Source organism: Pseudomonas sp. P106(2024), assembly GCF_057480815.1.
Map to the genome: position 1 here is coordinate 309,562 of NZ_JBLIYU010000004.1, position 20,666 is coordinate 330,227.

Annotated in this window: 16 protein-coding genes and 1 pseudogene; 13 read left to right on the forward strand and 4 right to left on the reverse strand. The window is 65.9% G+C overall.

Annotated elements, in window-relative coordinates; translation table 11 throughout:
* The first annotated feature begins 1 nt into the window (after position 1).
* A complete protein-coding gene (locus AC25M7_RS09875) occupies positions 2–481 on the forward strand; it encodes a hypothetical protein (RefSeq protein ID WP_062364169.1) in 480 nt (159 codons plus the stop codon).
* Here the strand turns inward: AC25M7_RS09875 and nirD are convergent.
* The 3 genes from nirD to AC25M7_RS09890 all read right to left on the reverse strand — a co-directional run bounded on the left by nirD (position 474) and on the right by AC25M7_RS09890 (position 7,635).
* A complete protein-coding gene (gene nirD / locus AC25M7_RS09880; protein ID WP_069016072.1) occupies positions 474–842 on the reverse strand; it encodes a nitrite reductase small subunit NirD in 369 nt (122 codons plus the stop codon). The two genes, AC25M7_RS09875 and nirD, sit on opposite strands and share 8 nt — an antisense overlap.
* On the reverse strand, positions 842–3,394 hold the full coding sequence (gene nirB, locus AC25M7_RS09885; RefSeq protein ID WP_486970984.1) for a nitrite reductase large subunit NirB: 2,553 nt from the start codon (positions 3,392–3,394) through the stop codon (positions 842–844). Before nirB ends, nirD begins: the two co-directional genes overlap by 1 nt.
* A gap of 260 nt (positions 3,395–3,654) precedes the next feature.
* The gene (locus AC25M7_RS09890; protein WP_207851274.1) at positions 3,655–7,635 is read right to left on the reverse strand and encodes a bifunctional nitrate reductase/sulfite reductase flavoprotein subunit alpha; all 3,981 of its coding nucleotides are present in this window, start codon (positions 7,633–7,635) and stop codon (positions 3,655–3,657) included.
* A 295-nt stretch (positions 7,636–7,930) separates the two neighbouring features.
* On the opposite strand from AC25M7_RS09890, the gene AC25M7_RS09895 reads away from it, so the two are divergent.
* The 3 genes from AC25M7_RS09895 (at position 7,931) to AC25M7_RS09905 (ending at position 10,181) form a co-directional block, all read left to right on the forward strand.
* Complete coding sequence (locus AC25M7_RS09895) at positions 7,931–8,134, forward strand: ParD-like family protein (RefSeq protein ID WP_028690147.1); 204 nt, start codon at positions 7,931–7,933, stop codon at positions 8,132–8,134.
* Complete coding sequence (gene map, locus AC25M7_RS09900; protein ID WP_028690146.1) at positions 8,131–8,919, forward strand: type I methionyl aminopeptidase; 789 nt, start codon at positions 8,131–8,133, stop codon at positions 8,917–8,919. The genes AC25M7_RS09895 and map overlap by 4 nt, the downstream gene beginning before the upstream one ends.
* A gap of 155 nt (positions 8,920–9,074) precedes the next feature.
* Positions 9,075–10,181 carry an NADH:flavin oxidoreductase/NADH oxidase gene (locus AC25M7_RS09905; protein ID WP_028690145.1) on the forward strand — a complete coding sequence of 369 codons (1,107 nt, stop codon included), beginning with the start codon at positions 9,075–9,077 and terminating at the stop codon, positions 10,179–10,181.
* Position 10,182: 1 nt separating this feature from the next.
* On the opposite strand, the pseudogene AC25M7_RS09910 reads toward AC25M7_RS09905, so the two are convergent.
* A pseudogene (locus tag AC25M7_RS09910) lies at positions 10,183–10,380 on the reverse strand (type II toxin-antitoxin system HicB family antitoxin); the annotation flags it as partial.
* Between the two features lie 121 nt (positions 10,381–10,501).
* Between AC25M7_RS09910 and AC25M7_RS09915 the strand changes: the two are divergent.
* The 9 genes from AC25M7_RS09915 to bamJ all read left to right on the forward strand — a co-directional run bounded on the left by AC25M7_RS09915 (position 10,502) and on the right by bamJ (position 20,650).
* A complete protein-coding gene (locus AC25M7_RS09915; RefSeq protein ID WP_028690144.1) occupies positions 10,502–11,185 on the forward strand; it encodes a tellurite resistance TerB family protein in 684 nt (227 codons plus the stop codon).
* A gap of 128 nt (positions 11,186–11,313) precedes the next feature.
* The gene (locus tag AC25M7_RS09920; protein WP_247284113.1) at positions 11,314–12,936 is read left to right on the forward strand and encodes a methyl-accepting chemotaxis protein; all 1,623 of its coding nucleotides are present in this window, start codon (positions 11,314–11,316) and stop codon (positions 12,934–12,936) included.
* A 5-nt stretch (positions 12,937–12,941) separates the two neighbouring features.
* Positions 12,942–13,463: a chemotaxis protein CheW gene (locus tag AC25M7_RS09925; protein ID WP_028690142.1), complete on the forward strand. Its 522-nt coding sequence runs from the start codon at positions 12,942–12,944 to the stop codon at positions 13,461–13,463.
* Complete coding sequence (locus AC25M7_RS09930; RefSeq protein ID WP_280093120.1) at positions 13,460–14,707, forward strand: CheR family methyltransferase; 1,248 nt, start codon at positions 13,460–13,462, stop codon at positions 14,705–14,707. The genes AC25M7_RS09925 and AC25M7_RS09930 overlap by 4 nt, the downstream gene beginning before the upstream one ends.
* Positions 14,704–15,369, forward strand: a complete 666-nt coding sequence (locus tag AC25M7_RS09935; RefSeq protein ID WP_028690140.1) for a chemotaxis protein CheW — start codon at positions 14,704–14,706, stop codon at positions 15,367–15,369. Before AC25M7_RS09930 ends, AC25M7_RS09935 begins: the two co-directional genes overlap by 4 nt.
* Complete coding sequence (locus AC25M7_RS09940; protein ID WP_028690139.1) at positions 15,366–17,660, forward strand: hybrid sensor histidine kinase/response regulator; 2,295 nt, start codon at positions 15,366–15,368, stop codon at positions 17,658–17,660. The genes AC25M7_RS09935 and AC25M7_RS09940 overlap by 4 nt, the downstream gene beginning before the upstream one ends.
* Entirely contained in the window at positions 17,657–18,670 is a 1,014-nt protein-coding gene (cheB, locus tag AC25M7_RS09945) for a chemotaxis response regulator protein-glutamate methylesterase (protein ID WP_028690138.1), read from the forward strand. Before AC25M7_RS09940 ends, cheB begins: the two co-directional genes overlap by 4 nt.
* A gap of 51 nt (positions 18,671–18,721) precedes the next feature.
* Positions 18,722–19,726 carry a response regulator gene (locus AC25M7_RS09950; protein ID WP_028690137.1) on the forward strand — a complete coding sequence of 335 codons (1,005 nt, stop codon included), beginning with the start codon at positions 18,722–18,724 and terminating at the stop codon, positions 19,724–19,726.
* A gap of 201 nt (positions 19,727–19,927) precedes the next feature.
* The gene (bamJ, locus tag AC25M7_RS09955) at positions 19,928–20,650 is read left to right on the forward strand and encodes a BamJ family beta-barrel-assembly machinery protein (RefSeq protein ID WP_028690136.1); all 723 of its coding nucleotides are present in this window, start codon (positions 19,928–19,930) and stop codon (positions 20,648–20,650) included.
* Positions 20,651–20,666: the final 16 nt, after the last annotated feature.

Consider the following 20,666-nt stretch of genomic DNA (forward strand, 5'->3'; position numbering starts at 1 on the left):
CATGATCGACCTGGAACACACGCTCGAACAGATCGGGCAGACTCGATTCTTCGGCAATCTGGGCAAGCCTGACATCCAGGATCCGCAGGTGATTCTCATCGCTTCGGTCGAGGCGGTGTTCGTGACCCCCTCGGACCAGGCGTTCCAGGGCTTGTACGATGCCACTCAATGGCTCCCCACCTCGGCGGGCGAAGACGATCCGTACTACCCGCGGCAAGAGACGACCAAAGTGCTGAGCGAGCAGCGCATGGCGCTGAACAGGGCAGTGATGGCCGCCACCCGCACGCTCGACAAGGCGCCGTTCATCTGCCGCCCGCACGACTTCAGCGAGGCCGCTCGCGGCGGCGCGGCCTTCGCGTTCCGTCAGTACGCCACCGAGCAGTTCTTCGGTCTGGGCGATCACTGGCGTCGGGTGGTCGACCTGTACCTGGCCGGGCACTGGCCGGTTGGGCATGCTCCCGGCAAACTGATTGTCATCTGAGTCTTTGTCCCAGTTCGACCGTCATACCACGGATACGCACTGGCCACACCGGCAAGCGCTGTGTCGGATCTTCCAGGCAGTTGCCGTTTTGCAGGCAAAAATGTTGCTTGTACAGCGGCGCCGCTACCACAACGGTTGCGCCCAGGCTGCCCACCAACCCACGCCCGATGATGTTCGCGCCCGAGCGTGGGTCACGGTTGCCGACGGCGTACAGCTCCCGCCCTTGTCCCGGCAGATAGAACAACGCCACCTGCTCACCCTCGTGCCACACCACCACCCCGGAGTCGGCGACCAGGTCGCTGGCCTGGCACACCACCTGCCAGCGGATTTCACTGGCTGAAACCGTGTTGGACAGGTTCATCACATTGCCTCCTCGTGGGTGGGAATCAGCTGAAGCGGCGCAGCCGGTCGGCGTTGGCCACGCTCGCGCACGAAATGCACATCCGGATCGGCGCGCTGGTCGTTGACGAAAGTGCGGAAGCGCTTGAGCTTTTCCGGATCGCCCAGGGCGTTGGCCCATTCGCACTCGTAGCGCTCGACCACCTGCTGCATCTGCGCTTCGAGTTCGGCTGCCAGGCCCAGGCTGTCGTCGATCACCACCTGCTTGAGGTAGTCGAGCCCGCCTTCGAGGCCCTCGCGCCACACCGAGGTGCGCTGCAGCTTGTCGGCGGTGCGGATGTAGAACATCAGCACGCGGTCGATCAGCCGTACCAGGGTCTCGTCGTCCAGGTCGGTGGCGAACAGCTCGGCGTGGCGCGGGCGCATGCCGCCGTTACCGCATACGTACAGGTTCCAGCCCTTGTCGGTGGCGATCACGCCGATGTCCTTGCTTTGCGCCTCGGCGCATTCGCGGGTGCAGCCGGATACCGCGAACTTGAGCTTGTGCGGCGCGCGCAGGCCCTTGTAGCGATCCTCCAGGCGCAGCGCCATGGCCACGCTGTCCTGCACGCCATAGCGGCACCAGGTGCTGCCCACGCAGGATTTCACCGTGCGCGTCGACTTGCCATAGGCGTGCCCGGTCTCGAAGCCGGCAGCGATCAACTCGCCCCAGATCAGCGGCAGTTCGTGCAGCTGGGCCCCGAACAGATCGATGCGCTGGCCGCCGGTGATCTTGGTGTAGAGGTCGTATTTCTGCGCCACCTGGCCGATCACGATCAGCTTCTGCGGGGTGATTTCGCCGCCGGGAATGCGCGGCACCACGGAGTAGGTGCCGTTTTTCTGCATGTTGGCCATGAAGGTGTCGTTGGTGTCCTGCAACGGTACCAGCGCCGGGTCCATGATCGGCTGGTTCCAGCATGAAGCGAGGATGTTGCCCACCGCCGGTTTGCAGATGTCGCAACCCACGTGACCTTTGCCGTGGCGTTCGAGCAGTTCGCCGAAGGTGCGGATACCCTCCACCCGCACCAGCCCGTAGAGCTCCTGGCGGGTGTAGGCGAAGTGCTCGCACAGGCTCTTGTCGAGCGTCACGCCACGGGCGGTCAGCTCATGCTCGAAGACCTGCTTGAGCAGGGCAGCGCAGCCACCGCAGCCGCTGGCGGCCTTGGTGCAGCCCTTGACGGCGGCAAGGTCGCCGCAACCACTGTCGATGGCGGCGCACACCGCGCCCTTGCTGACATTATGGCAGGAGCAGATGGTCGCGCTGTCGGGCAGCGCATCAGCGCCCAGGGTCGGCGCTCCACTTCCTCGCGGCAGGATCAGCGATGCCGGGTCGGTCGGCAGGGCGATGCCGTTCTGGGCGTACTGCAGCAGGGTGTCGTAGTAGCTGTTGTCGCCCACCAGCACCGCGCCGAGCACGTGCTTGCCACTGGCATCCACCACCAGCCGGCGGTAGGCGCTGTTGGCCTCGTCGCTGAAGCGGTAGCTGCGTGAACCGGGCGTGGCGCCATGGGCATCGCCGATCGAGCCAACATCCACGCCCAGCAGCTTGAGCTTGGTCGACATGTCGGCGCCGGTGAAATCGTCCGCCGTCTCGCCCAGCAGCCGCGCGGCCAGGTTGCGCGCCATGGCGTAGCCGGGGGCGACCAGGCCGAACACGCTGCCGTTCCACGACGCGCACTCGCCGATGGCGAAGATCCGTGGATCGCTGGTCTTGCACTGGCTGTCGATCACCACGCCGCCGCGCGCGGCGATCTCCAGGCCACAGGCCCGGCCCAGGGCGTCCTGTGGGCGGATGCCGGCGGAAAAGACAATCAGATCGGTCTCCAGGTGTTCGCCACCGTCGAAGTTCATCCGGTAGCGGTACTGCTCGCCAGCGCTGATCGACTGGGTCGCGCGGGACAGGTGCACGCCCACGCCCAGGGCCTCGATCCGCGCCTTGAGCGCCGCGCCGCCTTCGCTGTCCAGCTGTACCGGCATCAGGCGTGGGGCGAATTCCACCACATGCGCCTCCAGGCCCAGGGACTTCAGGGCGTTGGCTGCCTCGAGGCCGAGCAGGCCGCCGCCCACCACCACGCCACGGCGGGCATCTGCGGCGGCGGCGCGGATCGCATCGAGGTCCTCGAGGGTGCGGTAAACCAGTCGGGCATTGCCGCTGGAACCTTCGATTGGCGGCACGAACGGATAGGAACCGGTGGCCAGGATCAACTGGTCATAGCCCAGGCGGCCCTCGGCGGTGACCAGCTCCCGGCGCTCGCGATCGATGTCCAGCACCGCCTCGCCCAGGTGCAGGTGCACGCCGTGGCGGCTGTAGTAGTCCGGGGCGCACAGGGCCAGGGTCTCGGCGCAGCTACCGGTAAAATACTCCGACAGGTGCACCCGGTCGTAGGCGCGCTGGCGCTCCTGGCCGAACACATGCAGCTCGAAGTGTGCCGTGGCGCCGCGTTCGATCAGCTGCTCGACGCAGTGATGGCCGACCATGCCATTGCCGACGATGACCAGTCGTGCTCGTTGTGCCCCGTTCGCTGTTGCCTGCATAGCCGATCCTCGATCACGGAAAACGAAAAAGGCGCCTGGAGCCGAAGCTCCAGGCGCCTTTGCCTGTACTCATCAGTGTGAGGCCCCTGTTGACCGCCGTTGGTCGTTGGGGCTGTTGTGCATTGCTTGAAGCAGGGAGCGTGCCAGGCTCCCTTTAATTGCGGGGCAAGCCCGCTTTCACAAGGGTTACAGCTTTGGGCATGTGCTGGCCAGGTGGTGCGGGCGCACAAGCAGGGTGCAGCCCTCACCACCGTGGTGCATCAATACACATCCCGCCGGTAGCGCTTGTCCCGTCCCAAACCTTCGACATAGGCCGCTGCCGCGGTCTCGTCCAGGCCGCCGTGCTGCGCCACCACCTGGCGCAAGGCCGCATCCACATCCCGGGCCATGCGCTGGGCATCGCCGCAGACATACACATGCGCGCCGTCCTGCAGCCAGCGCCACAGTTCGGCGCCCTGTTCCAGCAGGCGTTGCTGCACATAGATCTTCTCCGGCTGGTCGCGGGAGAACGCGGTGCTCAGGCGTACATGGCCCTGCGCTTCCCAGGCCAGCAACTGTTCGCGATAGTAGAAGTCGTGTGCCTCGTGCTGCTCGCCGAAGAACAGCCAGTTGCGGCCAGGCGCTGCACGTGCCTGGCGTTCCTCGAGGAAGGCCCGGAAGGGCGCGATGCCGGTGCCGGGGCCGATCATGACGATGGGCGTGCCGTCGTCGTCGGGCAGGCGGAAGTGTTTCGATGGCTGTGCAAAGATGGCCACTTCGACGTTCGTCGCTCGGTCGGCGAGAAAGGCCGAGCAGACTCCCTTGCGTTCGCCATAGCGCACCGTGGACACCGTCAGGTGCACCTGCCCCGGGTGCGCCTTGGGGCTTGAGCTGATCGAGTACAGCCTTGGCTGCAAGGGCCTGAGTAGCGCCAGCCAGCGGGCCATTGGCCATTGCCGGGGGAACTCGCGCAGCACATCGGCCAGTTGCCGGCCCCATAACCAGTCCTTGAGCGCGGTCTTGCATTCAGGCTGCAACAGCTGCTGCAGAGAGGGCGCGTTTTCGCTGAGCGCCTCGAGCTGTCGTGGCGTGACATGGGCAATGTCCAGATGCCGTTCCAGCGCCAGGCCCAGGGGCATTGGCTTGCGGCCTTCAAGCTCGACAATGGCCTGGCCATCGAGCTGCATCAGGCCGAGCAGCTCCTCGACCAGCGCCGGGCAGTTGCGCGGCCACACGCCCAGCGCGTCGCCGGGGTGGTAGTCCAGGCCGCTACCCGCCAGGTCGAACACCAGTTGACGGGTCTCCTTGGTCGAACCTGGGCCATTGAGCAGGCGGTTCTCCACCAGGCGTGCAGGCCATGGCTGGTTTCTGCCGTGAGGCTCGGCAGTCGGTGGCGCCGGCGTAGCCACCGTGTTTGTGCCAAGGGCCAGCAGCAGGGCCTCGAGCCACGTACTGAATGCAGCCTCGAAGTCCGGCTCGCACTCGACCCGCTCCAGCAGGCGCTGGCCGCCCAGTTCCGCCAGGCGCTGGTCGAGCTTGCGGCCAAAGCCGCAGAACTGGTCGTAGCTGGAGTCGCCCAGGGCCAGCACCGCGTAGGGCAGATTGGCGCAATCGGTTTCGCCCGCACCCTGCAGGGCCTGCCAGAATGCGGCGCCACTGTCCGGAGCATCGCCGTCACCGAAGGTGCTGGCAATCAGCAGTACGCTGGCGCAGCCGTGCAATTGCGCCGGGCTGACGCTTTCCATGCTGCTGAGCGCCACCATCAGCCCCGCCTCGCGCAGGCCTTGGGCGCAGCGTTCGGCCAGCGCCTCACCGTTGCCGGTCTGCGAGGCCCACAACACGCGATGGCAAGGTACTGCCGCCTGTGCTTGGGGCTGGGCGAACAGCCCCGCCAGCAGGCCATCGACGAACAGGCGCCGGGCCGGCGCCAATGGTGCGGTGGCCGGGAGGCTTGGCACACCCTCGGCGCGTGTCTGTTGCAGGCCAAGCAGGAAACCTTGCAGGTAATGGCGCTCCTCTTCGGCAAGCACCGGAGCAGGTTGTGTCTCCAGGCCCAGCAGGCGGGCGAGGGTGGCGGTCGGCATGGGGACGGGCTCCGCAGGAATGGTGACGTCCAGGTCGAGGACCTCGATGCGTTCACCCGCGACCCGTTCGAGGGTCACGGCGCAGTACTTGAAGGCCGGTTGCAGCGAGGTGGGGTCGACGGCGTCGCAGGTCACCGCGTTGATCGCCAACTGCTCGCCGTACAGGTCATTCCAGTGGAATGGCGCGAAGCAGCCGCCGGGCAACACCCGGTCGCTGAGGCGGGCCGGCAGCAGCGCCTGGCCTCGACGTGAACGGATCGCCACCTGGTCCTTGTCGCCGATGCCCAGGCGCCGGGCATCGGCGGGGTGGATCTCGACGAAGGGGCCGGGGTCGAGGCGGTTCAGGCTTGGGACCTTGCCGGTCTTGGTCAAGGTGTGCCACTGATGTTGCACGCGGCCGGTGTTGAGGATGAAGGGGTAGGCATCGTCCGGCAACTCGGCCGGCGCCAGCCAGGGTCGGGCATGAAAACGCGCCTTGCCGCTGGTAGTCGGAAAGCTCAGCGCCGCTGGCTGGCCGTCTGCGTCGTTGCGATAGCGCAGCGGGCTGCGGTTATCCTCGCGCCCCGGCGCGCAGGGCCACTGCCGGGGGCTGGCGCGCAGCCCGGCATAGTCGATGCCGCGCAGGTCGTAGCCGGTGTCCGGGTTATGGAAGCGGCGGATCTCTTCGAACACCGCCTCGGCGTCCGGGTAGTCGAAGGCATGCGCGTAGCCCATGGCACAGGCGATGCGCGCGATCAGGCGCCAGTCCTCCAGGCTCTCGCCAGGCGGCTCGACGGCGCGTGGCATCAAGGTCAGGTTGCGCTCACTGTTGATCATCACCCCCTCGCCCTCGGCCCACAGCGCCGCGGGCAGGAGGATGTCGGCGTAGCGGTTGGTCTCGGTGTCGAGGAAGGCGTCCTGGCTGATCACCAGGTGCGCCTGGTTCAGGCCGTCGATCACCTGCTGGCGGTTGGCGACGCTGGCCACCGGGTTGCTGCAGATGATCCAGCAGGCCTTCACTTCGCCGTTCTTGAGCTGTTCGAACAGCGCCACCGCGCCTTCGCCGCCCTCGCTGCGCAATGTGCCGGGCGCCAGCTGCCACTGCCGCTCGACGAAGGCGCGGTCCGCCGCCACCTGCGCCGAACGCTGGCCCGGCAGGCCCGGTCCCATGTAGCCCATCTCGCGGCCGCCCATGGCGTTGGGCTGGCCGGTCAGCGAAAACGGCCCGCTGCCGGGGCGGCAGATGGCGCCGGTGGCCAGGTGCAGGTTGCACAGGGCATTTGTGTGCCAGGTGCCGTGGATGCTCTGGTTCAGGCCCATGGTCCAGCAGCTCATCCATTCGCCGGCCTCACCGATCAGGCGGGCGGCTTCGTGGAGGTCGGCCTCGTCCAACCCGGTGATGGCCGCGACCCGTTCCGGGGTGTAGTCCGCGAGAAACGCCGGCAGGTCCTCCCAGCCCTCGGTGTGGCGGGCGATGAAATCCGCGTCGGTGTGGCCGTTGACATGCAGCAGGTAAAGAAGGCCATTGAGCAGCGCGAGATCGGTGCCCGGGCGCAGTTGCAGGAACAGGTCGGCCTTGTCGGCGGTGGCACTGCGCCGGGGATCGACGACGATCAGCCTGGCCCCGGCCTTGAGCCGGTCGAGCAGGCGCAGGAACAGGATCGGGTGGCAGTCTGCCATGTTCGCGCCGATCACCAGGAACACCTCGGCGCGTTCGAAGTCCTGGTAGCTGCCCGTCGGTCCGTCGGCACCCAGTGACTGCTTGTAGCCGCTGCCGGCACTGGCCATGCACAGGCGCGAGTTGGATTCGATATGACGGGTGCGGATGAAGCCCTTGGCCAGCTTGTTGGCCAGGTACTGGGCTTCCAGTGACATCTGTCCGGACACGTACAAGGCCACGGCATCCGCGCCATGGGTGTCGATGATCGCGCGCAACCGCGCGGCGGCTTCGCTGATGGCCATGTCCAGGCTGCAACGCGCCGGCTGCTGGCTGCGCTGGTCGCGCACGAAGGCGTGGGTCATGCGCCCGGCCTGTAGCGGCACATGGGCGCTCAGGCCCTTGGTGCACAGGCGACCGAAGTTGCTCGGGTGCTGCTTGTCGCCACTGACCTTGACCACCTTGGCATCGCTCACGTGCATGACGATGCCGCAGCCGACCCCGCAATACGGGCAAACACTGCGCACTTGGCTGTCGCTCATCGGCAATCTCCTGCTGACGAAACGACAAAGGCGCCGGCTGCCCGGCCTGCAAGCGGCAAGCGGGGCAACACGGCGCCTTCGTCGTGATGAAAGGGACCATCGGCGTTGATGGTCGCGATGGCAACCAGGCAGCAAATCCCGGGCCATGTCATCGCGGGTCAAGCCCGCTCACAGGTTCGATGGTTAGCTTGGCAAAGGCGTGCATCAATACGGGGAACCACGCACCAACGGATGGCGCGTGCATACGGGCGGATATATGATTCGCGTACGTTTCATATATGCGAGTAACTACACCATGGGTATCGTCAAGATCTGCGACGACCTCCACGAAGACCTGCGCGTGGCCAGCGCCGCGCTGTCGCGTTCGATCAACGCCCAGGCCGAGCACTGGATCCGCCTCGGCATGCTGGCCGAACTGCACCCGCAAGCCACCTATCAGGAACTGCTGCGCCAGTTGCTGCGCCAGGAGCAGGCCAACCTCAAGGCGCTTCTGCAATGAGCAAGGTCATCCTCAAGGACGCCGCCGAGCTCGAGCTGATGCGCCGCGCAGGCCAACTGCTGGCCCGGGTGTTTGCCGACCTCGACGGTTTCATCCGCCCCGGAGTGACCACCATGCAGATCAACGACCGCGCCGAGGCCTTCATCGTCGAAACCCTCAAGGCCCGACCGGCGAGCAAGGGCCAGTACGGTTTCCCCTATTCACTGAACACCTCGGTGGACCATGTGGTCTGCCATGGCATGCCCAAGGCCGACGAGGTGTTGAAGGAAGGCTCGATCGTCAATGTCGATATCACCCTGGAGCAGGGCGGCTACATTGCCGACTCGTCGAAGATGTACGGCATCGGTCAGATCGGCGACCAGGCCCGGCGCCTGGTCGATACCACCTATGCCGCATTATGGAAGGGCATCGAGCAGGTGCGCCCCGGCGCGACGCTCGGTGATATCGGTCATGCCATCCAGGTCCACGCCGAGGCCGCTGGCTACAGCGTGGTGCGCGAATACTGCGGGCATGGCATCGGCAGGCAGATGCACGAGGCACCGGAGGTGCTGCACTACGGCCAGCGCGGCATGGGCATGAAGCTGCAACCGGGGATGGTGTTCACCATCGAGCCGATGATCAACCAGGGTGGGCGTGGGACCCGTGGTCTGCGCGATGGCTGGACGGTGATCACTCGCGATCACACGCTGTCGGCGCAATGGGAGCACACGGTGGCCGTGACCGAGAGCGGATTCGAGGTGCTGACCTTGCGTGAGGAAGAGCGGCAGGCTGCAAAGGGTTCCTAAGCACGGATGCCTGGATCATGGTGCAGCCCGTCATCGGAACTTGGCACCCAGGCTCGCCTCCCATCTTCATGGTCTAGTCTGAAACTACCGGTACCGGCCCACGCTCGACTACAACCGCCGGCCCGGAAACCATTGGAGTCCCTGGGAGGTGCCCCATGAGCCTGCTGCTAGAGCCATACACCCTGCGTCAGCTGACCCTGCCCAACCGCATCGCCGTTTCCCCCATGTGCCAGTACTCCGCCGTCGACGGCCTGGCCAACGACTGGCACCTGGTCCACCTGGGCAGCCGCGCGGTCGGTGGCGCGGGTCTTGTGATCAGCGAGGCCGTCGCGGTCACCGCCGATGGGCGCATCACTGCCGAGGACCTCGGCTTGTGGACTGACGACCAGATCAAGCCCTTGCAACGCATCACCCGTTTTATCACCGCCCAGGGCGCCGTGCCCGGTATCCAGCTGGCCCATGCCGGGCGCAAGGCCAGCACCCACAGGCCGTGGCTCGGAAAGCAAGGCAGCGTCAAGATCGAGGAGGGCGGCTGGCAGCCGGTCGGGCCGTCGAAGATCGCCTTCGATCCGCAGCACACCGCACCACGTGAATTGACCAAGGACGAGATCCAGGACGTGGTCGCCGCGTTCGTCGCCGCGACCGAGCGGGCATTGCAGGCTGGCTTCAAGGTGGTCGAGATCCACGCCGCCCACGGTTACCTGCTGCACCAGTTCCTTTCGCCGTTGAGCAACCAGCGCCGCGATGAATACGGCAGCTGCTTCGAAAACCGCATTCGCCTGACCCTGCAGGTTGCCGAGGCGGTACGCAAGGCCTGGCCGCAGGAACTACCGCTGTTCGTGCGGGTGTCGGCCACCGATTGGGTCGAGGATGGCTGGAACCCGGACGAGACCGTCGAGCTGGCCCGTCGCCTGCGCGCCCTGGGCGTCGACCTGATTGATGTGTCGTCAGGCGGGACCTCGGTCAATGCCGAGATCCCCACCGGCCCCGGCTACCAGACCCGCTTTGCCGAACGGGTACGCAAGGAGTCGGAAATCGCCACCGGCACCGTCGGCATGATCACCGAACCGGCCCAGGCCGAGCATATCCTGCGCACCGGCCAGGCCGATGTGATCTTCCTCGCCCGCGAGCTGCTGCGCGACCCCTATTGGCCGTTGCATGCCGACGACGACCTGGGCGGCAACAAGGCGACCTGGCCAGCGCAGTATCAGCGGGCCACCAGCCGGGCCAACCCCATCCACGAGTCGGACCTGCGCGACTGATTCAGCGACAGGCCGCCTGGCTGAGAATGTCGCTGACCCACTGGTTGATGCTCTTCTGCGCCAGCTCGGCCTCGGCCGCCACGCTGGCGTGGAGGGTGGGCTCCAGGCGCAGGCTGAGTGTTCCGGAGTAGGTCTTCTGCGGTTCGCGCCCCAGGTGCTTGCAAGTTTCGAGATAGTCATCGACGGCTTCCTCGAAAGCGATTGGCTGAACAAACAAACCAAGCTGGGCAACATCCGGATGCAAATGCGTTAAGCGTGGCTTCAGCTTGCCGGCCTACTCTGCAGTCCTACCTACTTTGGATGCTTGCGAGGTCTGCCAGATGAACACCCGTGGTCTGCTCGATCAGCTATTGAAAACCGGTCAATCCATGCTGCAGAACCAACAGGGCAAGGGCACCCGTCACAAGGGCTCCGGGAGCCTTGGCAGCCTGTTGTCCGGTGCCGGCGGCGGCGCATTGGCGGCTGGAGCGATGGGCCTGCTGCTGGGGAACAAGAAGGCGCGCAAGTACGGCGGCAAGGCACTCGCCTACGGCGGGCTGGCCGCACTTGGCGTGCTGGCCTACAAGGCCTATGGCAACTGGCAGGCGCGCCAGGGCGCGGGCAATCACGAGCCGCAAACCCTCGACCGTCTGCCGCCGGCCCAGGCCGAGCAGCATAGCCAAGCCGTGCTTCGGGCACTGGTGGCAGCGGCCAAGTCCGATGGCCATATCGATGAACGAGAGCGGGCATTGATCGAAGGCGAGTTCACCCGCCTGGACAGCGACCGTGAGTTGCAGCACTGGCTGCATGCCGAACTGAACAAGCCGCTGGACCCGGCCGAGGTGGCCCGCGCCGCGCAGACGCCGGAGATGGCCGCCGAAATGTTCCTGGCCAGTGTGATGATGGTCGATCAGGAGAACTTCATGGAGCGTGCCTATCTCGATGAACTGGCCCGCCAGCTGCGCCTCGACCCGAACCTGCGCCAGGAACTGGAGAATCAGGTCAGGCTTGCCGCAGGTCAGTGAACCGGCATTTGGCCGCCTGAACGGGCACGGACGCCTGAATACCGCTGCATTCAGCCGCAATTGAACGGGAAGCCTGGGCTATACTTCGGCGATTTTTCCCGCTCGTATCGAATTCCTGAGGGCTGAATGTGAAGAACTGGACCTTGCGCCAACGGATCCTGGCAAGTTTCGCCGTGATCATCGCCATCATGCTGCTGATGATTGTGGCCGCCTACTCGCGGCTGGTGGCGATCGAGTCCAGCGAGGAAGCCGTGGGGTCCGACAGCATCCCCGGCGTCTACTACAGCTCGATGATCCGCAGTGCGTGGGTCGACAGCTACGTCACCAGCCAGCAGTTGGTGGGGCTGTCGAACCACCGCGAGATCACCTCGGCCGACCTGGAGCTGTTCAAGGGCTTCAACGATCGCCTCAAGAAACACATGGCCAGCTACCAGGCGACCATCCGCGACGCCGCCGACCAGGCGGCGTTCGACGACTTCACCCGTCTGGAGGAGGAGTACGTCAAGCTCGTCGACCAGGTCCTGGAGACCTACCGCCAGAAGAACTACCCCGAAGCCCAGCGCTTGATCATGGATGTGCTTACGCCGGCCTGGAAAGAAGGGCGCCAGCACCTGAACGAAGTGATCGAGCGCAACCGCGAGTCCGCCGACAAGGCCACCCACGACATCGTCAGTGCGGTGAACACCGCCAAAGGCAGCATGGTTGTCTCGCTGCTGCTGGCCATTATCGCCGCCGGTGTTTGCGGACTGCTGCTCATGCGCCAGATCACCGCACCCATGCAACGCATCGTCCACGCTCTGGACGGTCTGCGCTCGGGTGATCTGAGCATGCGCCTGAACCTGGACCGCAAGGATGAGTTCGGCGCGATCGAGGGTGGTTTCAACGAGATGGCCGAGTCCCTGGCCAACCTGGTGGCCCAGGCCCAGCGCTCGTCGGTGCAAGTGACCACCTCAGTCACCGAGATAGCGGCCACCTCCAAGCAGCAACAGGCCACCGCCACCGAAACTGCCGCCACCACCACCGAGATCGGCGCCACGTCGCGGGAAATCGCCGCCACCTCGCGGGACCTGGTGCGTACCATGACCGAAGTCACCAGCGCCGCCGACCAGGCCTCGAGCCTTGCCGGCTCCGGCCAGCAGGGCCTGGCGCGCATGGAAGAAACCATGCACCAGGTGATGGGCGCCGCCGACCTGGTCAATGCCAAGCTGGCGATCCTCAACGAAAAGGCCAGCAACATCACCCAGATGGTGGTGACCATCGTCAAGGTCGCCGACCAGACCAACCTGCTGTCGCTCAACGCCGCCATCGAGGCCGAGAAGGCCGGCGAATACGGTCGTGGCTTCGCCGTGGTCGCCACCGAGGTGCGGCGCCTGGCCGACCAGACCGCCGTGGCCACCTACGACATCGAGCAGATGGTGCGCGAGATCCAGTCGGCGGTGTCGGCCGGGGTGATGGGCATGGACAAGTTCTCCGAGGAAGTGCGCCGCGGCATGTTCGAGGTGCAGCAGGTCGGCGAGCAACTGAGCCAGATCATTCACCAGGTGCAGGCGTTGGCGCCGCGGGTACTGATGGTCAACGAGGGCATGCAGGCCCAGGCCACCGGCGCCGAGCAGATCAACCAGGCGTTGGCCCAGCTAAGCGATGCCAGCACCCAGACCGTCGAGTCGCTGCGCCAGGCCAGTTTCGCCATCGACGAACTGAGCCAGGTGGCCGCCGGGCTGCGCGGTGGTGTGTCGCGGTTCAAAGTCTGACGACGATGAACGACATGTCCCCCCGCGAGGCGCGCGCCAGCACTGAAAAGGGCGTGCTGTACCTGCAGTTTCGCATCGCCGACCAGCGTTTCGCCCTGGACGTGCGCGAGGTGATCGAGGTCCTGCCGCAACGTGCGCTCAAGCCCATTGCCCAGGCTCCGGTCTGGGTGGCTGGCGTGCTCGCCCATCGCGGTGTGCTGGTGCCGGTGATCGACCTGTCGGCGCTCAGTTTCGGCTCCTCGGCCCAGTCGCGCAGCAGCACACGCCTGGTGCTGGTGCATTACCGCGCCGATCCACAGCGTCCGCAGTTGCAGCTGGGGCTGATCCTGGAGCAGGCCACCGACACCCTGCGCTGCGCGCCTGACGACTTCCAACCCTACGGGCTGGACAATGCCGAGGCGCGTTACCTCGGGCCTGTGCGCCAGGACGCCCGGGGTTTGTTGCAACGCATCGAGGTGGATGACCTGTTGTCGGATGCGGTGCGCGAGTTGCTCTATCCGCTGGAGCCAGGGCAGGTGCAGGCATGACTGAGCAGCGTTTCTTTCGTTTCCTGCAGGAGCGTATCGGCCTGGACGTCGAGTCGGTCGGCGCGGCGATGGTTGAGCGTGCCTTGCGCCAACGCTGCACCCTCGTGCAGGCGCAGAACCTGGACGACTACTGGGTGCGCCTGTTGCAGTCGACCGATGAACAGCAAGCCCTGATCGAGGCGGTCATCGTTCCGGAAACCTGGTTCTTCCGCTATCCCGAATCCTTCACCGCGCTGGCGGGCCTGGCCCACAAACGCGTAGCGGAGCTGGCCGGTGCCCGGCCGCTGCGGATCCTCAGCCTGCCTTGCTCCACCGGCGAGGAGCCGTACTCGATCGCCATGGCGTTGCTCGACGGCGGGCTGAGCCCTGGGGTATTTCGAATCGACGGCCTCGACATCAGCCCCAGTTCGGTGGCCAAGGGCGAGCTAGGGGTCTATGGCCGCAACTCGTTCCGCGGCAGCGAGCTGGCCTTTCGCGAGCGGCATTTCACCGCCGTCGGCGAGGCCCATCGCCTGGATGAGCGGGTGCGCCAGCAGGTCAGCCTGCAGGTGGGCAACGTGCTCGATCCGGCGCTGCGGGCGCGCCAAGGTCTCTATGATTTCGTGTTCTGCCGAAACCTGTTGATCTATTTCGATGTGCCGACCCAGCAGCGAGTGTTCGAGGTGCTCAAGCACATGACCCATGTCCAGGGCGTGCTGTTCATCGGGCCGGCCGAGGGCAGCCTGCTGGCGCGCCTGGGCATGCGGCCGTTGGGGATCGCCCAGTCGTTCGCCTACGTGCGTCAGGATGAAGCGCCGCCGGTCCCCATCGCCAAGCCGGCGTCCCGCCCCACAGTCGCGCCATCCGTGCCACCGCGTATCTTGACGCTGCCGCCGCGGGTTGGCAGACCGAACGCCGCGCCAGTCGCCAAGGTGATGCCAGCCGAAGGTGAGGCGCAACTGCTGGCCAGCATCGCCCAGCATGCCAATGCCGGCGACAGCGCCCAGGCCAGGGAAGGCTGCGAGCGCTATCTACGCAAGTTTGCGCCCAAGGCACAGGTCTACTACTGGCTGGGGTTGCTCAGCGATACCGAGGGCGATGCCGCGCAGGCCATTACCCATTACCGCAAGGCCCTCTACCTCGATCCGCAGCACCCGGAGGCGCTGATGCACCTGGCCATGCTGCTGGCCGCGCAGGGCGACGAGGCGGGCGCGCGACGCCTGCAGGAGCGTGCCGCTCGGGCAGGCAGGGAGTCTGAACGATGAGCGGCGAATACCCTATGCAACTGATCGCCCACGATGACGAGCAGATCGATGACTGCTGGAATCGTATCGGGGTGCATGGCGACAAGCAGTGCCCCTTGCTGCCACGGCATGTGCACTGCCGCAATTGTGAGGTCTATGCCGAGGCGGCAATGCGCCTGCTCGACCGTTATGCGCTGATTCAGGATGAACCGCTCGAGGCGCCGCTCGTGCAGGAAGAAGCGGTCGGCCGCTCGATGCTGCTGTTCCGCCTGGGCGAGGAATGGTTGGCCCTGGCTACCGCCTGCCTGGCCGAGATCTCCCCGTTGCAGCCGGTGCACTCATTGCCTCACCAGCGTTCGCGGGTGCTGCAGGGAGTCGCCAATGTGCGCGGGTCGCTGGTGCCTTGCCTGTCGCTGGCCGACCTGCTGGGCGTATCGGTCGAGGCGGGCGGCGAGCGCGGTGGGCGGAGCATGCCGCGCATGCTGATCCTGGCGGCCGAAGGCGGGCCGGTGGTGGTACCGGTGGACGAGATAGACGGTATCCATCGCCTTGACCCGGCGACCCTGGACAACGGCCGCGATGCGGCGCACTTCACTGCGGCGGTGCTGCAGTGGCGTGGGCGCAGCGTGCGCGTGCTGGATGAACAACACCTGATGTCAGCCGTGAAGCGGAGCCTGTCATGACCCCGGAGCAAATGCGCGATGCGTCGCTGCTCGAGCTGTTCAGCCTGGAGGCCGAGGCCCAGACCCAGGTGCTCAGTGCGGGCCTGATGGCGCTGGAGCGCAACCCTGCGCAACCCGATCAGCTCGAGGCCTGCATGCGTGCGGCGCACTCGCTCAAGGGCGCGGCGCGGATCGTCGGCATCGACGCCGGGGTCAGTGTCGCCCATGTCATGGAAGATTGCCTGGTAGCAGCCCAGGAAGGCCGCCTGCTGCTGCGCCCCGAGCATATCGACGCACTGTTGCAGGGCACCGATCTGCTGATGCGCATCGCCACGCCGGGCGATCAGGACAGCGAAGCCGCCGTGGCGGTGTTTCTGGCGCAGATGGCGTCCTTGCTCGACCCCTCGGCGCCGTTGCTGGCCAACGCACAGCCGAGTGCACCGAGCCTGCCGCCTGTCGTCCAGCCCGCACTGCCGGAGCCCGAGCCCCTGCCGCCACCTGAGCCCGATGTCGAAGCGGAACCGATGCCTGCCCGCAAGGCTGGAAAACGCGGTGGCGAGGGCGGCGAGCGGGTGTTGCGGGTCACCGCCGACCGACTGAACAGCCTGCTGGACCTGTCGAGCAAGTCGCTGGTCGAGACCCAGCGCCTGAAACCCTACCTGGCCACTCTGCAGCGCCTGAAACGCATGCATGGCCAGGGCATGCGGGGGCTCGACGGGCTGAAGGCCCAGCTGGAGGAGAGCGGGCAGGGGCCAGAAGTGCTCGAAGCCCTGGCCCAGACCCAGCAGTTGCTGGCCGAAACCCAGCAAATCCTGTTGCAACAGGCGGCTGACCTGGACGAATTCGGCTGGCAGGCCAGCCAGCGCGCGCAGTTGCTCTACGACACGGCTTTGGCCTGTCGCATGCGTCCGTTCGCCGATGTGCTGACCGGGCAGAGCCGGATGGTCCGCGACCTTGGACGTTCGCTGGACAAGCCCGTGCGCCTGCTGGTCGAGGGCGAGAAGACCCAGGTCGATCGCGATGTGCTGGAAAAACTCGAGGCTCCGCTGACGCACCTGCTGCGCAATGCGGTCGATCATGGTATCGAGCTGCCCGAGCAGCGCCTGCTGGCCGGCAAGCCGAGCGAGGGCACGGTACGCCTGCGCGCCTCGCACCAGGCCGGGTTGCTGATCCTCGAACTGTCCGATGATGGTGCCGGTATCGATCTGCAGCGCCTGCGCCGCAGTATCGTCGAGCGAGCCCTGTCGCCGGCCGAGACCGTGGCGCAGATGAGCGAGGCCGAGCTGCTGACGTTCCTGTTCCTGCCGGGCTTCAGCCTGCGCGACACGGTCACCGAGGTGTCTGGTCGCGGTGTCGGGCTGGACGCAGTGCAGCACATGGTCCGCGAACTGCGCGGGTCCATCGAGTTGACCCAGGTGGCGGGGCAGGGCTGCTGCTTCCACCTGGAAGTGCCGTTGACCCTGTCGGTGGTGCGCAGCCTGGTGGTCGAGGTGGGCGGCGAGGCTTATGCCTTCCCCCTGGCGCATATCGAGCGCACCGTCGAAGTGCCGGCCGAGGCCATCGTGCAGATCGAAGGCCGTCAGCACTTCTGGCACGAAGGCCGGCATATCGGCCTGGTGGCCGCCAGCCAGTTGCTCAACCGGCCGGCGGCGCAGGGCGACGAGCAGAGCCTGCGGGTGGTGGTGATCCGCGAACGCGAACAGCTCTATGGGGTGGCGGTCGAGCGCCTGATCGGCGAACGGGTGTTGGTAGTGATGCCGCTGGACCCGCGCCTGGGCAAGGTCCAGGACATTTCCGCGGGCGCCTTGCTCGATGATGGCTCGGTGGTGCTGATCGTCGATGTCGAGGACCTGTTGCGCTCGGTGGACAAGTTGCTCAGCACCGGCCGCCTGGAGCGTATCGAACGGGGCGGGCGGGGCGGCAAGGGTGTGGCGCGCAAGCGCATCCTGGTGGTCGACGACTCGCTCACCGTGCGCGAGCTGCAGCGCAAGCTGCTGGGCAACCGCGGCTATGACGTGGCGGTGGCCGTCGATGGCATGGACGGCTGGAACGCACTGCGCAGCGATGATTTTGACCTGCTGATCACCGACATCGACATGCCGCGCATGGATGGCATCGAGCTGGTCACTCTGGTAAGGCGCGACAGTCGCCTGCAATCGCTGCCGGTGATGGTGGTTTCCTACAAGGACCGCGAAGAAGACCGGCGTCGTGGACTGGATGCCGGCGCCGACTATTATTTGGCCAAGGCCAGCTTCCATGACGATGCGTTGCTGGAGGCGGTCGTGGAGCTGATCGGAGGTGCCCAGGGATGAGAATCGCCATCGTCAACGACATGCCCATGGCCGTGGAGGCCCTGCGCCGTGCGTTGGCCTTCGAACCCGCGCACCAGGTGATCTGGGTGGCGGGCAATGGCGCCGAGGCGGTGCGCCTGTGCGCCGAGCAGACCCCGGACCTGATCCTCATGGACCTGATCATGCCGGTGATGGATGGTGTCGAGGCCACCCGGCGGATCATGGCGCAGACGCCGTGCGCCATCGTCATCGTCACCGTGGACCGCAAGCAGAACGTGCATCGGGTGTTCGAGGCCATGGGCCATGGCGCTCTGGATGTGGTCGATACCCCGGCGCTGGGCGCGGGTGACGCCCGGGAAGCGGCCGCGCCGCTGTTACGCAAGATCCTGAATATTGGCTGGCTGATCGGCCAGCAGCGTCCCAGTGCCGCTCGTACGGTGGCCGCGCCGCTACGCGAGAGCTCGCAGCGCCGTGCCTTGGTGGCCATCGGTTCGTCGGCCGGAGGGCCGGCGGCGTTGGAAGTGCTGCTCAAGGGCCTGCCGCGCAGTTTTCCGGCGGCCATCGTGCTGGTCCAGCATGTGGATCAGGTGTTCGCCGCCGGCATGGCCGAATGGCTCAGCACCGCGTCGGGTCTGCCGGTGCGCCTGGCCCGCGAGGGTGAGCCTCCGCAGCCGGGGCAGGTGCTGCTGGCCGGCACCAACCACCATATCCGCCTGCTGAGGAATGGCGAGCTGGCCTACACTGCCGAGCCTGTCAACGAAATCTACCGGCCCTCGATCGACGTGTTCTTCGAGAGCGTGGCGCGCTACTGGTCAGGCGACGCGGTGGGCGTGCTGCTTACCGGCATGGGGCGCGACGGTGCCCAGGGCCTCAAGCTGATGCGCCAGCAGGGCTTCCTGACCATCGCCCAGGACCAGCAAAGCTGCGCGGTGTACGGCATGCCCAAGGCCGCCGCGGCGATCGACGCGGCGGTGGAAATCCGCCCGCTGGAGCGAATTGCCGGGCGACTGGTGGAAATCTTTTCGAAATGAAGATATGTATTGAGGCGCGCCGCGTGGCCGGCGGTCAACGGGTGACTACGGATGAATGATCTACCGATCGAAGGTTTCACGACCATCAACGAAAGCGCGGCGATGGTCCTGCTGGTCGATGATCAGGCGATGATCGGCGAAGCGGTGCGCCGTGGTCTGGCCCATGAAGAGAACATTGACTTCCATTTCTGCGCCGACCCGCACCAGGCGGTGGCCCAGGCCATGCGCATCAAGCCCACGGTAATTCTCCAGGACCTGATCATGCCGGGCCTCGATGGCCTGACCCTGGTGCGCGAGTACCGCAACAACCCGGCCACCCAGGATATCCCGATCATCGTCCTGTCGACCAAGGAGGACCCGCTGGTCAAGAGCGCGGCCTTTGCTGCCGGGGCCAACGACTACCTGGTAAAGCTACCGGACACCATCGAGCTGGTGGCGCGTATCCGCTATCACTCGCGCTCGTACCTCACGCTGTTGCAGCGCGACGAGGCCTATCGCGCACTGCGGGTGAGCCAGCAGCAGTTGCTCGATACCAACCTGATGTTGCAGCGGTTGATGAACTCGGACGGTCTCACCGGGCTGTCCAACCGTCGTCATTTCGACGAGTACCTGGAATTGGAGTGGCGTCGGGCTATCCGTGAACAGCAGCAGTTGTCGCTGCTGATGGTCGACGTCGACTACTTCAAGGCGTTCAACGATAGCTTCGGTCACCTGGCCGGTGACGAGGCCCTGCGTCAGGTGGCCGAGGCCATTCGCGGCTGCTGCTCGCGGCCGACCGACCTGCCGGCGCGTTATGGCGGCGAGGAGTTCGCCCTGGTGCTGCCTAACACCTCCCCTGGTGGTGCGCGGCTGGTGGCGGAGAAGCTGCGCCAGACCATCATGGGCCTGAAGATCGCCCACACCGTGCCTGAGGCGGCCTCCCTGCTCACCGTGAGTATCGGTCTGGCGACCTTGACGCCGAGTGTCGGCAGTCATTGCCGTCAGCTGATCTCGGCGGCGGACAAGGGGCTGTACCTGGCCAAGAACAGCGGACGCAACCAGGTTGGCATTGCATGATCCGGTCTCCATCGGCTCGTTCCCTCCGCGCAAGAGCCGTCAATGCTGGCCATAGGCTGCAACTGCGACCATGAACAACCTTTCACCCAGGAACTTCCTGCGCGCAACCCGCTCTTATGCCGGTAGCCATTGGTCGCGGCCGCCTGCTAAGCTCGCGGCTTTACCCTGATTGCCCTCATGGCGCATGAACAAGGAAATTACATGAAACAGCATCGTTTGGCGGCCGCGGTTGCCCTGGTAGGCCTGGTCCTCGCGGGCTGCGACGCCCAGACCAGCAGCGTCGAGCTGAAGACTCCGGCACAGAAGGCCTCCTACGGTATCGGCCTGAACATGGGCAAGAGCCTGGCCCAGGAAGGCATGGACGACCTGGACTCGAAAGCCGTCGCCCAGGGCATCGAGGACGCGGTAGGCAAGAAAGAGCAGCGCATCAAGGACGAAGAGCTGGTCGAAGCCTTCACCGCCTTGCAGAAGCGCGCCGAAGAACGCCTGGCCAAGGCTAGCGAGGAAGCTGCCGCCGCCGGCAAGAAATTCCTCGAGGAAAACGGCAAGAAGCCTGGCGTGATCACCACCGCTTCGGGCCTGCAGTATGAAGTGGTCAAGAAGGCCGACGGCCCGCAACCCAAACCGACCGACGTGGTCACCGTCCACTACGAAGGCAAGCTGACCGACGGCAAGGTCTTCGACAGCTCCGTCGAGCGCGGCAGCCCGATCGACCTGCCGGTCAGCGGCGTGATCCCGGGCTGGGTCGAAGGTCTGCAACTGATGCACGTCGGCGAGAAGTACAAGCTGTACATCCCGGCCGAGCTGGCCTATGGCGCCCAGAGCCCGAGCCCGCTGATCCCGGCCAACTCGGTCCTGGTCTTCGACCTGGAACTGATTGCCATCAAGGATCCGGCCAAGGCCGACCAGGCACCGGCCAAGTAATACCCGGCCCGTTGCA